14 protein-coding genes, 1 rRNA gene and 1 pseudogene are annotated in these 16,337 nt (G+C 71.5%); all 16 read right to left on the reverse strand.

The features are described from left to right. Positions 1–4: 4 nt before the first annotated feature. Positions 5–829 carry a (d)CMP kinase gene (gene cmk, locus IFT51_RS08205; RefSeq protein ID WP_197981877.1) on the reverse strand — a complete coding sequence of 275 codons (825 nt, stop codon included), beginning with the start codon at positions 827–829 and terminating at the stop codon, positions 5–7. Beyond that, positions 826–1,962 (reverse strand): prephenate dehydrogenase, encoded by a 1,137-nt coding sequence (locus IFT51_RS08210; RefSeq protein ID WP_371740744.1) that lies wholly within the window; start codon positions 1,960–1,962, stop codon positions 826–828. Before IFT51_RS08210 ends, cmk begins: the two co-directional genes overlap by 4 nt. Before the next feature lie 1,385 nt (positions 1,963–3,347). Continuing rightward, positions 3,348–4,130 (reverse strand): annotated as a pseudogene (locus IFT51_RS15095) (pseudouridine synthase); the annotation flags it as partial. Further along, complete coding sequence (gene scpB / locus IFT51_RS08220) at positions 4,120–4,755, reverse strand: SMC-Scp complex subunit ScpB (protein WP_192060561.1); 636 nt, start codon at positions 4,753–4,755, stop codon at positions 4,120–4,122. The pseudogene IFT51_RS15095 and the gene scpB, both read right to left, overlap by 11 nt. Then, entirely contained in the window at positions 4,745–5,587 is an 843-nt protein-coding gene (locus tag IFT51_RS08225; protein ID WP_192060562.1) for a segregation/condensation protein A, read from the reverse strand. The genes scpB and IFT51_RS08225 overlap by 11 nt, the downstream gene beginning before the upstream one ends. Further along, entirely contained in the window at positions 5,571–6,482 is a 912-nt protein-coding gene (locus IFT51_RS08230; protein WP_192060563.1) for a ParA family protein, read from the reverse strand. The genes IFT51_RS08225 and IFT51_RS08230 overlap by 17 nt, the downstream gene beginning before the upstream one ends. Positions 6,483–6,577: 95 nt before the next feature. Next, entirely contained in the window at positions 6,578–7,522 is a 945-nt protein-coding gene (xerD, locus tag IFT51_RS08235; protein ID WP_192060564.1) for a site-specific tyrosine recombinase XerD, read from the reverse strand. Positions 7,523–7,547: 25 nt separating this feature from the next. Next, positions 7,548–8,108, reverse strand: coding sequence for an NUDIX hydrolase (locus IFT51_RS08240; protein ID WP_192060565.1), 561 nt, complete (start codon positions 8,106–8,108; stop codon positions 7,548–7,550). Then, positions 8,105–9,829 (reverse strand): CTP synthase, encoded by a 1,725-nt coding sequence (locus IFT51_RS08245; RefSeq protein WP_192060566.1) that lies wholly within the window; start codon positions 9,827–9,829, stop codon positions 8,105–8,107. The genes IFT51_RS08240 and IFT51_RS08245 overlap by 4 nt, the downstream gene beginning before the upstream one ends. A gap of 150 nt (positions 9,830–9,979) precedes the next feature. Continuing rightward, positions 9,980–11,686, reverse strand: coding sequence for a DNA repair protein RecN (recN, locus tag IFT51_RS08250; protein WP_192060567.1), 1,707 nt, complete (start codon positions 11,684–11,686; stop codon positions 9,980–9,982). Beyond that, positions 11,683–12,645, reverse strand: coding sequence for an NAD kinase (locus IFT51_RS08255; RefSeq protein ID WP_192060568.1), 963 nt, complete (start codon positions 12,643–12,645; stop codon positions 11,683–11,685). The genes recN and IFT51_RS08255 overlap by 4 nt, the downstream gene beginning before the upstream one ends. Beyond that, positions 12,609–13,433, reverse strand: a complete 825-nt coding sequence (locus tag IFT51_RS08260; RefSeq protein WP_192060569.1) for a TlyA family rRNA (cytidine-2'-O)-methyltransferase — start codon at positions 13,431–13,433, stop codon at positions 12,609–12,611. The genes IFT51_RS08255 and IFT51_RS08260 overlap by 37 nt, the downstream gene beginning before the upstream one ends. Then, on the reverse strand, positions 13,430–13,618 hold the full coding sequence (locus tag IFT51_RS08265; RefSeq protein ID WP_192060570.1) for a hypothetical protein: 189 nt from the start codon (positions 13,616–13,618) through the stop codon (positions 13,430–13,432). The genes IFT51_RS08260 and IFT51_RS08265 overlap by 4 nt, the downstream gene beginning before the upstream one ends. 13 nt (positions 13,619–13,631) lie before the next feature. Further along, entirely contained in the window at positions 13,632–14,636 is a 1,005-nt protein-coding gene (locus tag IFT51_RS08270) for an HAD-IIA family hydrolase (RefSeq protein WP_192060571.1), read from the reverse strand. After that, positions 14,629–15,432 (reverse strand): hypothetical protein, encoded by an 804-nt coding sequence (locus IFT51_RS08275; RefSeq protein ID WP_192060572.1) that lies wholly within the window; start codon positions 15,430–15,432, stop codon positions 14,629–14,631. Before IFT51_RS08275 ends, IFT51_RS08270 begins: the two co-directional genes overlap by 8 nt. A 706-nt stretch (positions 15,433–16,138) precedes the next feature. Beyond that, a 5S ribosomal RNA gene (gene rrf, locus IFT51_RS08280) occupies positions 16,139–16,255 on the reverse strand. Between the last annotated feature and the right edge of the window lie 82 nt (positions 16,256–16,337).

Raw genomic sequence — 16,337 nt, forward strand, 5'->3', positions numbered from 1 at the left:
CTTATTAAGAGGGGGTGCTCGCTCGCACGAGCCCGACCACGGCGTTCACCGTCTGGTCGAAGTCGAGATGGGTGGAGTCGACGGTCGACACGCCGGGGGCGGCGGTCATGAAGTCGACGACCTTGCTGTCAAGCCGGTCACGGTTCGACAGCTGCCGAGCTGTCTCATCGGCACTCTGCCCGGTGACCTCGGCGGAACGCCTGGCCATTCTAGCCTCTTCGGTCGCCGTCAGCAGGATCCGCACCTGGGCATCGGGTGCGACGACGGTCGTGATGTCGCGCCCCTCGGTCACGATGCCGGGCTTCTCGGTCGACGCGATGATGCGGCGGAAGAGGTCGACCATGTACCGACGCACCTCCGGCAGCTTCGCGACGTGGCTCACGGCGGTGGTGACCCGCGGCGTCCGGATCTCGTCCGTCACGTCGCGACCGTCGATCGTCACCGAGGAGGCGCGGGCCGGGTCGATCGTGATGTCGTACCGGAACGAGGGCAGCACCCCGATGATCGCCTCGGCGTCGTCGAGGTCGACGCCGCTGTCGAGGGCGTGCAGGGCGAAGGCCCGGTAGGCGGCCCCTGTGTCTTGGTAGTCGAACCCGAGGGCCGACGCGGAGGCGCGGCTCACGCTCGACTTGCCGCTGCCGGCCGGGCCGTCGACGGCCACCACGAGGTGACGGTGCACGGCCTCGGCGGTCTCGTCGCGCAGCTCGGCGGTGTGGGCCTCGCCGGCCGGCCCGCCCACGCCGTGCTCGCCGGGCGAGCGCTCGACGTCGAGGGCCGGGTCGACGGCGGGGTCGACGCCCGGGTCGACGGTGGGCTCGGTGCCGCTCATGCGAACGCCCCCGCGATGGTCCAGCCGCGCCGTTCGAGTTCGGCGACGAGTCGTTGTTCTTGGTCGGGCACGATGGCCACCTCCGCGAGTCCTACCGGGGCGCCGGGCGAGTGCTCCAGGCGCAGGTCTTCCAGGTTGACGCCGATCTCACCGATCTCGGTGAGCAGCCGGGCGAGCTGCCCCGGGGTGTCGTCGACGAGCACGATCACCGAGCTGAACTGGGTCGTCGAGCCGTGCTTGCCGGGCAGGCGCGAGACTCCCCCGTTGCCGGCGCCGATCGCCTCGGCCACGGCCCGGCGTGCGCCGGGCGCCTCGGGGGCGGCGAGCGCGCCGATGACCCCGTCGAGGTCGACGCGCAGGGCGCGCAGCACCTCGACGACGCGCGAGGCGTTCGCACCGAGGATCTGCACCCAGAGCGCCGGATCGCTGGCGGCGATGCGGGTGACGTCGCGCACGCCCTGGCCGGCGAGGTCGAGCGACGAGTCGGGGGCGTCGGCGAGTCGGCTGGCCATGAGGCTGGCGACGACCTGGGGCACGTGGCTGACGAGCGCGACGCCGGCGTCGTGCTCGTCGGGGGTCATCTCGATCGGGGTGGCCCCGAGATCGAGGGCGAGGTCTTCCACGGCCGCGGCGCGTCGGTAGGTGATGTCGTCGTGCCCGGCGATGACCCACGGGCGGCCGATGAAGAGGTCGGCGCGGGCCGAGACGGCTCCGCCCCGTTCGCGACCGGCCATGGGGTGCGAACCGATGTAGCGCGAGACGTCGGCCCCGAGTGCTCGCAGCTCGACCAGGGGCGCGACCTTGACCGACGCGACGTCGGTGACCAGTGCCTCCGGAAATCTCTCGAGCTCGGTCGCGACGATGGTCGCGGTGACGTCGGGCGGCACGGCGACGACGACCAGCGTGGGCCGGTCGTCGCTCGCGGGTGCGCGACCCGCGCCGTAGTCGATGGCGAGGCTGCGGGCGGCCGGCGAGACGTCGTCGAGGATGACGTCGACGCCGTGCTGCCTGAGCCGCAGCCCGATGCTCGTGCCGAGCAGGCCGGAGCCCACGATCCGCACCTGACCGGCCAGCCGTCGGCTGCCGTCGGCGAGATCGTGGGCGTCTGCCTGCTCGTCGGTCTGTTCGTCGATGCCGACCGCGTCAGCCGAGGAGGCGCGGGTCGGCTCGGTCACGACCGGCCACCCCCGCGAGGACCACGCCCTCCGTCGTCGCCACGGGGCTTGTACGGACGGTCGCCGCCGCGCGACCCCCCGCGACGGTCGTCGCCGCCGCGGTCGTCACGAGCGGGACCGCCACGCGAGCCGCCACGGTCGTCGCGTCCCTGGTAGCCGCCGCGGTCGGCGCCACGGTCGTTGCGACCCTGGTAGCCGCCACGGTCTCCGCCGCGCTGCTCGCCACCACGGTCGTTCCGACCCTGGTAGCCGCCGCGCTCGGAGGAGCCGCCGTCGCGTCCCTGGTATCCACCACGGTCGTTGCGACCCTGGTAACCGCCACGGTCTCCACCGCGCTGCTCGCCACCACGGTCGCTGCGACCCTGGTAACCGCCGCGCTCGGCACCACGGTCGTCACGACCCTGGTAGCCACCGCGCTCGGCACCGCGGTCGTCGCGTCCCTGGTAACCGCCGCGGTCGCCGCTGCGGTCCTCACGGCCGCCACGACCCGGGCCGCCGGCGCGGACACCGGAGGGACGCCCGGTGCGGGGGTCTCGGTTCTGGTCGCGGTTCGGGTAGCCCGCCGCACGCTCTTCGCCGGGGCTCAGCGGACGGTCGCCGCCGCGAGCGCCAGGCCCGCCACGGTCGTCACGCGAGACGAAGCCGCCGCGCTCGGGTCGGCCGCCACGGTCGTCGCGCGACACGAAGCCGCCGCGATCCGGGCGTCCGCCGCGCTCAGGGCGCGCACCACGGTCGTCACGGTTGTAGCCACCGCGCTCGGGGCGCGCACCGCGGTCATCACGGTTGTAGCCACCACGCTCGGGCCGCGCCCCGCGCTCGTCACGGTTGTAGCCACCACGCTCAGGTCGCGCACCGCGGTCGTCACGGGCGGATCCACCCTGCGCCGCGCCTCCTCGGCTGCCGCTGTAACCACCACGGTCGTCACGCGAGCCGTAGCCGCGGTCGTCACGAGCCGGGCGGGCGCCACGGTCGTCACGCGACGCGTACCCGCGGTCGTCACGAGCCGGTCGAGCGCCACGGTCGTCACGCGAGCCGTACCCACCACGGTCATCACGAGCCGGGCGAGCCCCGCCCGCACCGCGGTCGTCGCGCGTCTCGCGGCGGCCGGCCTGCTGGCGGCGCACCTCCGAGCGGCGCGAGGTGGCGGCGCCGGTGTCGCCCTTGAAGCCCGACGGGCCCCGGCGGCGCTTGGCGTCGCGGGCGTCGGTCGCGGGGTCGAACTCCTCGTCGTCCTCGTCGTAGAACTCCTTCTCGACCTCGTCGTCGTCGAGGGCGACCTCGACCACGTCGGCCTCGACGACCGGCGCATCGGCGCTCTCGGTCACCGGGGCGGCGTCGACCCTGGGCGAGGGCGTCGCGTCGCGCGCGATCGTGAGGATCGCCCCGAGCTCGGCCTTGTTCAGCGTGCGCATGTGGCCGACCTTCAGCGTGCCGAGGTGCAGCGGCCCGAACGAGCGGCGCACGAGGTCGATGACGGGGTGACCCACGGCCTCGAGCATGCGGCGGACGACGCGGTTGCGACCCGAGTGCAGCGTGATCTCGATCAGCGACGAGTCGTTCGAGCGGGACAGCCCCGCGCCGCCGCCGACGAGCGCGGCCTTGTCGGCGGAGATGGGGCCGTCGTCGAGCTCGACGCCCGACAGCAGCTGGGCGATGACGTTGGGCGTGATGACGCCGCGCACCTTCGCGATGTAGGTCTTGGTGACGCCGAACGAGGGGTGCGCCAGCACGTGGGCCAGCTCGCCGTCGTTGGTCAGCAGCAGCAGACCCGAGGTCTCGACGTCGAGGCGGCCGACGTTGAAGAGGCGCTCTTCGAACTCGTTGGTGAACTGACGCAGGTCGGGTCGCTCGTTCTCGTCGCTCAGAGTGCTGACCACGCCGACGGGCTTGTTCAGCATCACGTAGCGGCGCGTGGTGTCGAGCTGCACGGCGCTGCCGTCGACGACGACCTTGTCTTTGTCGGGGTCGATGCGTCGACCGGCCTCGGTGACGACCTTGCCGTTGACCGTGACCCGGCCGGCGGCGATGAGGTCTTCGGAGACGCGACGCGAGGCGACACCCGCCGCGGCCATGACCTTCTGCAGGCGCTCGCCCGAGGGCAGCTCGGACTCGTTCTCAGGCGACATCGTCGAACCCTTCTTGACCGTCGGAGAGCAGCGGGGAGATGAGCGGCAGCTCATCGAGTGAATTGAGGCCGAGATGGGTCAACAGGAGTTCCGTCGTTTCGTAGGTGATGGCTCCGGTCTCGGAGTCGGTGGCCGACTCGGTGATGAGACCGCGCCCGAGCAGCGTGCGGACGACCGAGTCGACGTTCACCGCGCGGATCTGCGCGATGCTGCTGCGGGTGATGGGTTGCTTGTAGGCGATGACCGCCAGCGTCTCGAGAGCCGCCTGCGACAGTCTGGACGGGTTCTGCGTCAGCACGAAATCGCGGACGACAGGGTCGAACTCGGGGCGGACGTAGAATCGCCAGCCGCCGCCCACCTCGCGCAGCTCGAATCCGCGCCGCGTGCCGCCGTCGGCGCCGTCGAAGTCCGCCACGAGCGACTCGACGGCCTGACGCACCGCCGCCGTCGGAGCACCGACCGCGGTCGCCAGCGACACGAGCGACTGCGGCTCGTCGGCCACCATCAGGATCGCCTCGAGCGAGCGCGCGATCGCCTGCCCCGACACGGCGCCCTGCCCCGAGGAGGTGCGGGTCGCCGAGGAGGCGCGGGTCGCCTCGCGAGTGCCGGTCGCCTCAGTCGTCATAGTCGGCCCCCAGGCTGTCGAGCGCCTCGTCGTTCCAGTCGAGCGCCGTCCATCGGACGCTGAGCTCTCCGAGCGGCTCGATCTGCTCGAACGAGATGACGGCGTGCCGGTAGAGCTCGAGCAGCGCGAGGAACCTCGCGACGACGACGCCGCGCTCGTCGACGCCCGATACGAGCTCGCGGAAGGTCAGGGTGCCGCGGTCCCGCAGCATCGAGACGACGACGGCCGCCTGCTCGCGGATGCTGACGAGCGGGGCGTGCAGGTGGTCGAGCCCGACCGTCGGCAGCTCGCGCGGGGCGAGCGCGAGGGTCGCCAGGGCGGCGAAGTCGTCGGGGCTGAGCGTCCAGACGAGCTCGGGGGTCGTCACCCGGTACTTCTGCTCGAGCCGCACCGATCGAGCGTGCCGGGCCGCTTCGGCCGTGCCGTGCTCGCCGAACCACTCGGCGGCCTGCTTGAACGCCCGGTACTGCAGCAGCCGGGCGAAGAGCAGGTCGCGCGCCTCGAGCAGCGCGACGTCTTCGGCGTCGACGAGCTCGCCCTGCGGCAGCAGACCGGCGACCTTGAGATCGAGCAGGGTCGCGGCGACGACGATGAACTCGCTCGCCTGATCGAGGTTCTCGCCGGTATCGACCGTCTTGAGGTACGAGATGAACTCGTCGGTGACGGCGCTCAGCGCGACCTCGGTGACGTCCATCTCACGTCTGCCGATCAGCGTCAGCAGCAGATCGAACGGGCCGCTGAAGTTCGACAGCGTGACCGCGAACCCGGTGCCGACGGCATCGGGGGCGGAGAGGGCGTCGGTGACGACGCTGGCGTCAGGCCGCGGCACCACGCGCGATCAGCTCTCGGGCCAACTGCCGGTAGGCCTGGGCCGCCGGGTGCTCGGGGGCGAACTGGGTGATGGGGGTGCCGGCCACGGATGCGTCGGGGAACTTCACGGTGCGGCCGATGACGGTCTCGAGCACCTCGTCGCCGAACGCCTCGACCACGCGCTCGAGCACCTCGCGGCTGTGCAGCGTGCGCGAGTCGAACATGGTCGGCAGGATGCCGTCGAGCGTGATGGCGGGGTTGAGACGGTCGCGGACCTTCTCGATCGTCTCGACCAGCAGGGCCACACCGCGCAGGGCGAAGAACTCGCACTCGAGCGGGATGAGCACGCCATGCGCGGCGGTCAGCGCGTTGACGGTCAGCAGACCGAGCGAGGGCTGGCAGTCGATCAGGATGACGTCGTACTCGTCGCTGACCTGACGGATGATGCGGGCCAGGATCTGCTCGCGGGCGACCTCGTTGACCAGGTGCACCTCGGCGGCCGAGAGGTCGATGTTCGCCGGCATGACGTCGAGGTTCTCGACCCGGGTGGGGACGATGACCGCGTGCGCGTCGCGCTCGGTGCCGATCATCAGGTCGTAGACCGTGGCCTGGTCGTGGGCCTGGACGCCGAGCCCCGCGGTGAGGGCGCCCTGGGGGTCGAAGTCGATGGCGAGCACGCGACGGCCGTATTCGGCGAACGAGGCGCCGAGGTTGATGGTCGTCGTGGTCTTGCCGACACCGCCCTTCTGGTTGCAGAGGGTGATGATGCGCGCCGGGCCGTGACCGTCGAGACGCTCGGGGACGGCGAACTCGGTGCGAGGGCGACCGGTGGGGCCGTTGACCGGCCCGGTCGACGCCGGGGTCGACGGAGCGGCCTCGAAGAGGGCGGGTGTGCTCGATGTCGGCTTGGTGCTCACACGACGATGGTAACGGCGACCCCCGACACCGGCGGTCTGCCGCGCCCGGCCCGAGGGCGAAGAAGGTTCATGCCTTGCCTGAGGGTTTTGCCTGGTCAGACACCAGGTGCCGCGGCAGGGCGCGGAGTCCGCCGACGCGCCCGGGGATGCGCCTGCGAGTACATGTCGCGCAGCGCGTCGGCCGTCACGAGCGTGTAGATCTGCGTGGTCGCGACCGACGAATGACCCAGCAGCTCCTGCACCACCCGCACGTCGGCGCCGCCCTCGAGCAGGTGCGTCGCGAACGAGTGGCGGAACGTGTGCGGCGAGACGTCGACGTCGAGCTCGGCCCGCTCGGCGGCCGCCTGGATCACCAGCCAGGCGTTCTGACGCGACAGCCGCGCGCCGCGAGCGCCCAGGAAGAGCGCCGGCGTCGCCTCGCCCCGCGCCGAGAACCCGGGGCGTGCGCGCACGAGGTAGTCGTCGAGGGCACGGCGGGCGAAGCTGCCGAGCGGCACGATGCGCTGTTTGCCGCCCTTGCCGAACAACCGCACGACGTCGCCCTCGATGACGTCGTCGACGTTGAGCGACACCGCCTCGCTCACCCGTGCGCCGGTCGCGTAGAGCACCTCGAGCAGGGCCTTGTCGCGCACCCGCACGGGATCGTCGCCGTCCGTCGCAGCCAGCAGGGCCTCGATCTGCGCGACCGAGATCGCCTTCGGCAGGCGACCGGGCAGCTTGGGCGGACGCGTCGTCGCGGCGACGTCGGTCTCGACCAGGCCCTCCTCGAGCAGGAACCGGTGCAGCCCCCTGACCGACGACAGCACGCGGGCGACGCTCGCCGCACCGAGGGGTCTCTCGGCGCGGGTCGAGAGCGCGACGGGGAACGCGGCCACGTCGGCGACCGTGACGTCCCCCGGGGAGGCGCGGTGCGCCTCCTCGAGATGCCCCTGCCAGAGTGCGAGGTCGCGTCGATAAGCCGCCACCGTGTTGGCGGAGAGACCCCGCTCGACGGTGACGTGCCTCAGGTACCGGTCGACCGCCTCCTCGATGGTGGTCATGCGAGACCGGGCCGTCGGTGCGCGGTCAGCGCGAGGCGTGGGCCGCGAGCGCGGCGATGGCGAGGATGGAGTTCTGCAGCCGGCCGGCGAGCACACCCGAGACGATGTCGTCGAGGGCGACCCAGCGGACCTCGATGTCGGCCTCCTCCGCCTCGCGGGCGAACGCCGTCTCGGTGGCCGAGACGCCCGTCGCTTGGAAGACCGTCACCGTCTCGTCGCTGCCGCCGGGGGTCGTGCGGAAGGTCACGAGCTCGCGCCAGTCGGTCGCCGCGAGGTCGGCTTCCTCTGCGAGCTCGCGCTGAGCGGCGGCCAGCTTCGGCTCGCCGTCGACGTCGAGCAGACCGGCGGGGAGCTCCCACTCGCGCGACCGGATCGGGTGCCGGTACTGCCGGATCACGAGCACACGCGCCTCGTCGTCGACGGCGAGGATCGCGACGGCGCCGGTGTGGGCCACGTACTCTCGGACGATCGTCGAGCCGTCGTAGTCGAACGCGTCGCGGCGGATGTTCCAGACGGCGCCCTCGAAGACGACGTCGGACGACGTGACCTCGGGCTCGAAGGCCTCGTCGGCGAGCAGCTCGCTCATGCGCCGACCGTCTCGGCGTCGACGTGACCGACCTGACCGGCCTGGCCGGCGTCGTCCGCGTCGTCGGCGAACAGCCGGCTCGAGTTCTGACGCTCAAGCGACGCCTCGACGAGACCGCTGAACAGCGGGTGCGCGTGGTTCGGGCGCGACCGCAGCTCGGGGTGCGCCTGCGTGCCGATGTAGAACGGGTGCTCGCTGCGGTCGAGCTCGACGTACTCGACCAGGGTGCCGTCGGGCGACGTGCCCGAGAAGCGCAGGCCGGCGTCGGCGATCTGCTGACGGTACTGGTTGTTGACCTCGTAGCGGTGGCGGTGACGCTCGTCGACCAACTCGGAGCCGTACAGCTCGGCCGCCAGCGAACCGGGTGTCAGCGCGGCCGGGTACAGGCCGAGGCGCATGGTGCCGCCGAGGTCGCCGCCGGCGATGATGTCGACCTGCTCGGCCATCGTCGCGATGACGGGGAACTCGGTCTCGGGGTCGAACTCGGACGAGGAGGCGCCGGCCAGGTCGGCCTCGTTGCGCGCGTACTCGATGACCATGCACTGCAGACCGAGGCACAGGCCGAGCGCGGGGATCTTGTTCTCGCGGGCGAACCGCAGGGCGCCGAGCTTGCCCTCGATGCCGCGGATGCCGAAGCCGCCGGGCACGCAGATCCCGTCGACCTGCGACAACGCGGCGGCCGCTCCCTCGGGGGTCTCGCAGTCGTCGGAGGGGATCCACACGAGCTTCGCCTTGGCCTGGTGCGCGAACGCCCCGGCCCGCAGCGCCTCGGTGACCGAGAGGTAGGCGTCGGGCAGGTCGATGTACTTGCCGACCAGGCCGATGGTCACCTCGTGCTTGGGCTGGTGCACGGCGTCGAGCACGGTCTGCCAGCCCGACCAGTCGACCTCGCCGGCCTTCTCGTCGAGACCGAGGTGACGGATGATGTACGCGTCGAGGCCCTGCTCGTTCAGCATGGTGGGGATGTCGTAGATGCTCGCGACGTCCTTCGCGTTGACGACGGCGTCTTCGTCGACGTCGCACATCAGAGCGATCTTCCGCTTGTTGCTCTCGCTGACGGGACGGTCGCTGCGGAGCACGAGGGCGTCGGGCTGGATGCCGATCGAGCGGAGAGCCGCCACCGAGTGCTGCGTCGGCTTGGTCTTCTGCTCGCCCGACGCGCCCATGTACGGCACGAGCGAGACGTGCACGAAGAAGACGTTCTTGCGACCGAGCTCGTGACGCACCTGACGGGCCGACTCGATGAACGGCTGGCTCTCGATGTCGCCGACCGTGCCGCCGACCTCGGTGATGATCACGTCGGGCTTGAGGTCGCCCTCGGCCTGCTGACGCATGCGGCGCTTGATCTCGTCGGTGATGTGCGGGATCACCTGCACGGTGTCGCCCAGGTACTCGCCGCGGCGCTCCTTCGCGATGACGGTCGAGTAGATCTGGCCGGTCGTGACGTTCGCGGCCTGATCGAGGTTGATGTCGAGGAACCGCTCGTAGTGCCCGATGTCGAGGTCGGTCTCGGCGCCGTCGTCGGTGACGAAGACCTCACCGTGCTGGAAGGGGTTCATCGTGCCCGGGTCGACGTTGAGGTACGGGTCGAGCTTCTGCATCACGACGCGGAGTCCGCGGGCGGTCAGCAGGTTGCCGAGGCTGGCGGCGGTGAGGCCCTTGCCGAGCGACGAGACCACACCGCCGGTGACGAAGATGTGCTTCGTGACGGAGGGTGTCACCGAGTCGCTCGTGAGGCCGGCGCGGCCCGACGAGGCGGCGTCAGAAGGGCCGCCCCCGTCGATCGAAGAGGAATCAGGGCCCGAGTTCTGTACGTTCACCACGGGATTCCATCCTATGTCACGAGCGGGGCGCAGACCAGCCACGGGGTGTTACGAACGTGTGTCGGCTCGGTCTCGCGCCAGGTCGAGCAGTTCGCGGGCGTGGTCGAGCCCGCTCGTGCTGTCGGGCAGCCCCGAGAGCAGCCGCGCCATCTCGGCGACCCGGTCGTCGCCCTCGAGCTGCTGGACGCTGCTCGCGGTGACCTCGCCCGAGGCGTCCTTCACGACCCGCAGGTGGTTCGTGGCGAACGCGGCGACCTGGGCGAGGTGAGTCACGACGATGACCTGCGCGCGATCGGCCAGGGCGGCGAGCCGCCTCCCGATCTCGATCGCGGCCGAGCCGCCGACGCCGGCGTCCACCTCGTCGAACACGAAGGTGGGCACCTCGCTCGATCCGGCCATGACGACCTCGAGGGCGAGCATCACGCGCGACAGCTCGCCGCCCGACGCGCCCTTGCCGAGCGGTCGGGGCTCGCTGCCGGGGTGCGGCCGCAGCAGCAGCGACACGACGTCGGCCCCGGAGGCTCCGAGCTCGTCGCGAGGCGACACCTCGACGACGATCTCGGCGCCCGTCATGGCGAGGGCTCCGAGCTCGGCGCTGACGCGCTCGGACAGGTCCGCTCCGGAGGCGCGGCGCAGCTCGGTCAGTCGCGTCGCCCTGGTCTCCGCCTCGGCCCGGAACTCGCGCACCTCGTCGTCGAGCTGGGCCAGGCGGTCGTCGTCGCCGTCGAGCTCGAGCAGACGACGGCTGCCGTCGTCGAGCAGACGGATGGCGTCGTCGAGGGTCGGGCCGTGACGGCGGACGAGCGCCGACAGATCGGCGCGCCTGGTCTGAACGGCCTCGAGATCGCCGGCCGCGTCTCCGTCGAGACCGCCGAGGTAGCTCGAGAGCCGAGACGACGTCTCGGAGACCTGCACGCTCATCTCGGCGAGCAGATCGGCGATCGGCCCGAGGGCCGGGTCGTGGGGTGCGACGCGATCGATCTGCCGGCGGGCCTCCTCCACGAGCCCGAGGACGTCGCGGGTGCCGTCGACGGCCTCGGTCGACAGGATCTCGTGGGCGAGCCCCGCGGCGAGACGCAGGTCTTCGGCGTTGCTCAGGCGTTCGGCGGTGGCGTCGAGCTCGTCGAGCTCGCCGGCGACGGGGGCGACGCCCTCGATCTCGGTGATGGCCGCCCGCAGGTCGTCCGCCTCGGCCCGGCGGGCGTCGCGGTCGCGGGTGATCTCGTCCAGCTCGGCACGCGCGGCCAGCCAGGCTTCGTACGCGACGCGGTACGACGCGGCGGCCTCGGCGAGCGGCGCTCCCCCGTGGGCGTCGACGGCGGCGCGCTGGGCGGCTGCCGACTTGAGGCGGATCTGCTCGGACTGCCCGTGCACGACGACGAGGTGGTCGGCGAGGTCTCCGAGCACGCCGATCGGTGCGGCACGACCGCCGACGATGGCGCGGCTGCGACCCTCGGCCGAGACGACGCGGCTGAGCAGCAGCTCGCCGTCGTCGACGTCGCCGCCGGCCTCGGTCACCCGATCGACGACCGGCCCGTCGGCGGCGACCAGCCAGCGCCCGTCGACGACGGCCTGACCGCTGCCCGAGCGGACGATGCCGCTCTCGGCGCGCTGGCCGAGCAGCAGCCCCAGGGCCGTCACCACCATGGTCTTGCCTGCGCCCGTCTCGCCGGTGACGGCCGTGAAGCCGGGTCCGAGCGGAAGGGTGGCGCGACCGATCACGCCGAGGTCGCGGATCGAGATCTCCTCGATCACGAGGTGGCCGCCTGATCCGGACCGCGCCAACCGGTGACCGGCAGGTGGAACTTCGCGACGAGCCGGTCGGTGAACGGCCCCTGGCGCAGACGCGCCAGACGGACCGGCTGCGTCGACCGCGTGCACTCGACGCGGGCGCCCGGCGGCAGGTCGTGCTCTCGCCGACCGTCGCACCAGAGGATGCCCTTCGCCTCGGTGCGGTTCAGCACCTCGACGGCGAGCACGGAGTCGGGGCCCACCACGAGGGGGCGGGCGAAGAGCGCGTGAGCGCTGAGCGGCACCAGCAGCAGCGCCTGCACCTCGGGCCAGACGACGGGGCCGCCGGCCGAGAACGAGTACGCGGTCGAGCCGGTCGGGGTCGACATGACGACCCCGTCGCAGCCGAACGACGACAGGGGCCGACCGTCGACCTCGATGACGACCTCGAGCATCCGCTCACGCGACGCCTTCTCGACGGTCGCCTCGTTCATCGCCCAGGTCTGGTAGACGATCTCGCTGCCGTTGGTGACGGTCACGTCGAGGGAGAAGCGCTCTTCGACGTCGTAGTCGTGGGCGAGCACGCGCCGCACCGTGTCGGTCATCTCGTCGCGCTCGCTCTCGGCGAGGAACCCCACATGACCGAGGTTGACGCCGACGATGGGCGCCGAGGTGCCCCGGGTGAGCTCGGCGGCACGCAGGATGGTGCCGTCGCCGCCCAGCACGATCACGCACTCGAGGTCGTCGCAGCTCACGTCGTCGCCGAGGATGCCCACTCGCCCGAGACCCGGTTCGGCCGCCTTGATGTCGTCGAACTCGTCGTGGGGCAGCACCGGGACCACGTCGGCCGCCGCGAGCAGCCCGCAGACCACGAGGGCGGCGTCGATCGAGTCGCGTCGCCCCGTGTGCGAGACGACGAGGATGTGCCTAGTCGAAGTGATGTCTCTCACGCTCCCGTCAAGCTGTCGGCCGTGCTGAGCCATTCTGTCGGATTCGTCCCGGCGGAGGCCGAGAAGCGGACGCAGTACTCCTGATTCCCCGCGCCTCCCACCACCGGTGAGGGGATGAGCCCGGCGGTGCCGAGCCCCAGGTCGTGCGCGGCCCACATCACCGTCGTGACGGCCTCGTTCCGCAACCCGGGGTCGTGCACGACGCCCTCGCGAATGCCCTGTCGTCCCACCTCGAACTGCGGCTTGATCAGCAGCACGAACTCGCTGTCCACACCAGCGCTCTCGACGAGCGCGGGCAGCACCATCGTCAGCGAGATGAACGAGACGTCGGCGACGACGAGGTCGATCGACGCGGACTCGGCCGACATCGAGCGCAGCTGCGGACGGGTCAGGTACCGCGCGTTGACGCCCTCGACGGTCGTCACGCGCGGGTCGGAGCGCACGCCGGCAGCCAGCTGGCCGTGCCCGACGTCGAGCGCGATCACGTGCCGCGCCCCGCGTTCGAGCAGCACCTGGGTGAAACCGCCGGTCGACGCTCCGACGTCGAGAGCCGTGCGACCGGCCGGGTCGACGCCGAACGAGTCGAGTGCGGCGATCAGCTTGTGGGCGGCTCGGCTGACGTAGTGGTCGAGCCCGGCGACCTCGACGCGATCGGCCTCGGACACGCGGGTCGAGGCTTTGAGCACGCCCGAGCCGTTGATCGACACGAGACCGTCGGCGAGCAGCCGGGCCGCATGCGTGCGCGATCGGGCGAGTCCGCGCCGGGCGAGCGCGGAGTCCAGGCGCTCCCCCTCCGCGGCGGGGGTCGTCGCGTCGCTCACGAGCCCTCATGCCCGTCCGCCGCGGCGCCTTCGAGGACGTCTCGCAGCTCGTCGTGGACCTCGCCGAACGCCGCCGCACGGTCACCCAGAGGCTGCTGTTCGATCTGCTGGAGGCGCGCCTCCAGACCCTCGACCGCCTCCGTCTGGTCCGTGGTCGGCACCGTCGTCTCGTGGTCCTCGCTCATGGTGGCGTCCACCTTAGTCAGCCGCGTGCAGGGCGGGGTCGACGTCGAGGGCGTAGATGGCGCGCTTCGTGCCCCAGACCGCTGCGGTGCCGGCTCGGACGAGATCGGTGGGGTCGGTGCCGGGCGAGAGCACCCGGACGACGTGCCCGCGCACCGCCACGCTCGCGTTCCGGACGCTGACGACGTGGACGTCGTCCTCGTCGTGCTCGACGACCTCGGGATACGGCTGCTGCAGCTCGCGCAGGTCGCCGACGATGAAGTCGGGTCGTGACGCGGCGTCGGCGGACAGCAGCTCCTTCGCACCGTCGATGCCGGTCAGCACGAGCGCGGAGAGCAGCCCGGCGCGGTTGGCGCCGATGATGTCTGTGTCGAGCCGGTCGCCGATGAACAGCGCCTTCGTCGCGCCGAAGCGTTCGACGGCAGCCGTGAAGATCGGCGTCTCGGGTTTGCCGGCGACCTCGGGCAGGCGCCCGACGGCCGTGTGGACGGCCGACACGAGCGTGCCGTTGCCGGGAGCGATGCCGCGCTCCTGCGGGATGGTCCAGTCCGTGTTCGTGGCGATCCACGGGATGCCGCGGTGCAGCGCGAACGACGCCTCGGCCAGCTGCGCCCAGCCCACCTCGGGGCTGAAGCCCTGCATGACGGCGGCCGGCTCGTCGTCCGCCGATCGGGTCACGACGTAGCCGTTCTCCTCGAGCACGGAGGTCAGCCCCTCGCCGCCCACCACCAGCACCGTCGAGCCTGCGGGCACGGTGTCGCCGAGGAGGCGCACGGCCGCCTGCGGGGACGTCACCACGTCGTCCGCGGTCACCTCCAGACCGTAGCCGCTCAGCTGGTTCGCGACAGCAGCGGCCGTGCGCGACGCGTTGTTCGTGATGTAGCCGACTCGGAGCGTCTCCGCGATGGTGGTCAGGGACTCGACCGCGTGCTCGATGGCCTGACTGCCCCGGTAGACGACGCCGTCGAGATCGGCCAATACGGTGTCGACGCCGTCGAGCGGTGCGGGGCCGTCAGCCACGGTCGCCCTCGTCGTCGGTCGAGGTCGCGTCGGCGGGAACGGGCTCCTCCACGGGAGCCTCCTCCACGGGAGCCTCCTCCACGGGAGCCTCCTCGGCGGGAGCCTCCTCCGCGGAGTCGTCCTCCCACTCGAGGTCCTCCTCGACGATCTCGATCGTCTCGCCGTCGTCACCCTGCAGGTGACGGTCGATGGCGTCGGAGGCCCGCTCGGACAGTGCCCGCCACTCGTCGGCCTCGGTCTCCCGGCCGAGGTCGTCGAGCACCGTCGCGTACGCGTCGAACAGATCGGGGCTGTACGAGAAGGCCTTGGAGCGGTCGAGCTGAGGGATCTCGAGTTCACGGAGCGCGGCTTCCGCCTGACCGAGATCGAGGCGAGCACCCGACATGGCGATGGCGAGCTGCACGCGCACCGGCACGTCCAGGGTCGCCGGGTCGACGGAGCGACCGAGCTCCAGCGCGCGCTCCGGGCGCTCCAGACCTCGCTCGCTGTCGACCATCAGGGGGAGGTGGTCCTCGCGACCCGAGATGCGCCGGTAGGTGCGCAGCTCACGGAGCGCCATCGCGTAGTCACCCACCGTGTAGGCGGTGATGGCGATCGTCTCGCGGACGACGCCGATCCGACCGGCACGGCGACCGGCCGAGAGAGCGTGCTTGTGCGCCTCCTCAGGGTCCTCCTCGATGAGGCGTCCGGCCATGACGAGGTGACGAGCGACCCAGTCGGCGTTGTCCTTGCTCAGGGTCTTGAGCTCACCGCGGGCGACCTTGTCGAGGTCGCGGGGTTCCACGTCGTCGGGCACATGCGCGACGTCTTGAGGCGGGCGCACCGACTTGATGCCGAACGGGTCGCGATCCTCGGGGGTCTCGCGGGGGCGGAACGAGTCACGCCCGGAGCGAGGAGCGCCACCACCGCGCGGGGCACCACCGCCGCGACGATCGTCTCCCCCGCCGCTACGCCCCGAGGAGGCGCGATCCGATCGCTGAGGACGGTCACCGTACGAGGGGCGCTCGCCCCGACCCGCGCGGTCGCCGTACGACGGACGGTCACTGCGCTGGGGCCTCTCTCCCGACGTCGGACGATCGGTGCGCTGCGGCCGATCCCCCGACATTGGACGATCGGTGCGCTGCGGCCGATCCCCCGACGACGGACGATCGTTCCGTGGGGGCCGACCTCCCGACGACGGGCGGTCCGACCGCTGCGGTCGGTCACCGTAAGACGGACGGTCACCGCGCGGCGGGCGGGAGTCACGTGGCTGATCGCGTCGAGGGCCTCCAGGCCCACTCGACGGTCGGCGGCCGGCAGCCGATCCGGAGTCGTCGGAGCGTCGGGGACGGTCGTTGCGGTCGTCGTCGTCTCGGTCACTCACGGAGGTACTCCCTAAAAATCTCTGCCAGCTGTTGTGTTGTGAGGGTCGACTCTACCAACCCGGAGCCTCGCCTGCAGACGGGGCGTTAAACGCAGAAAGCCCCTTCCGAAGAAGGGGCTCTCTGATCTTACTAAAAGGAGTCCGGCGGTGTCCTACTCTCCCACAAGGTCCCCCTTGCAGTACCATCGGCGCTGAGAGTCTTAGCTTCCGGGTTCGGAATGTAACCGGGCGTTTCCCTCTCGCTATGGCCGCCGAAACATTTACCACACACGGACCCTGAGGCCAGCGGTGAAGTCTGTTTCAGACCATGCACCCACCCCCACCCCGAAGGATGACGG

It is taken from the genome of Frigoribacterium sp. CFBP 13712 (genome assembly GCF_014842255.1).
Taxonomy (GTDB): Bacteria; Actinomycetota; Actinomycetes; order Actinomycetales; family Microbacteriaceae; genus Frigoribacterium.

Bases quoted from the DNA above. Each gene is read 5' to 3' on its own strand.
- IFT51_RS08240 (WP_192060565.1), bottom strand. From the start codon at position 8,108: ATGAGCGAGCTGCTCGCCGACGAGGCCTTCGAGCCCGAGGTCACGTCG.
- xerD (WP_192060564.1), bottom strand. From the start codon at position 7,522: ATGACCACCATCGAGGAGGCGGTCGACCGGTACCTGAGGCACGTCACC.
- scpB (WP_192060561.1), bottom strand. From the start codon at position 4,755: ATGACGACTGAGGCGACCGGCACTCGCGAGGCGACCCGCGCCTCCTCG.
- IFT51_RS08265 (WP_192060570.1), bottom strand. From the start codon at position 13,618: ATGAGCGAGGACCACGAGACGACGGTGCCGACCACGGACCAGACGGAG.
- IFT51_RS08255 (WP_192060568.1), bottom strand. From the start codon at position 12,645: ATGGCTCAGCACGGCCGACAGCTTGACGGGAGCGTGAGAGACATCACT.
- cmk (WP_197981877.1), bottom strand. From the start codon at position 829: ATGAGCGGCACCGAGCCCACCGTCGACCCGGGCGTCGACCCCGCCGTC.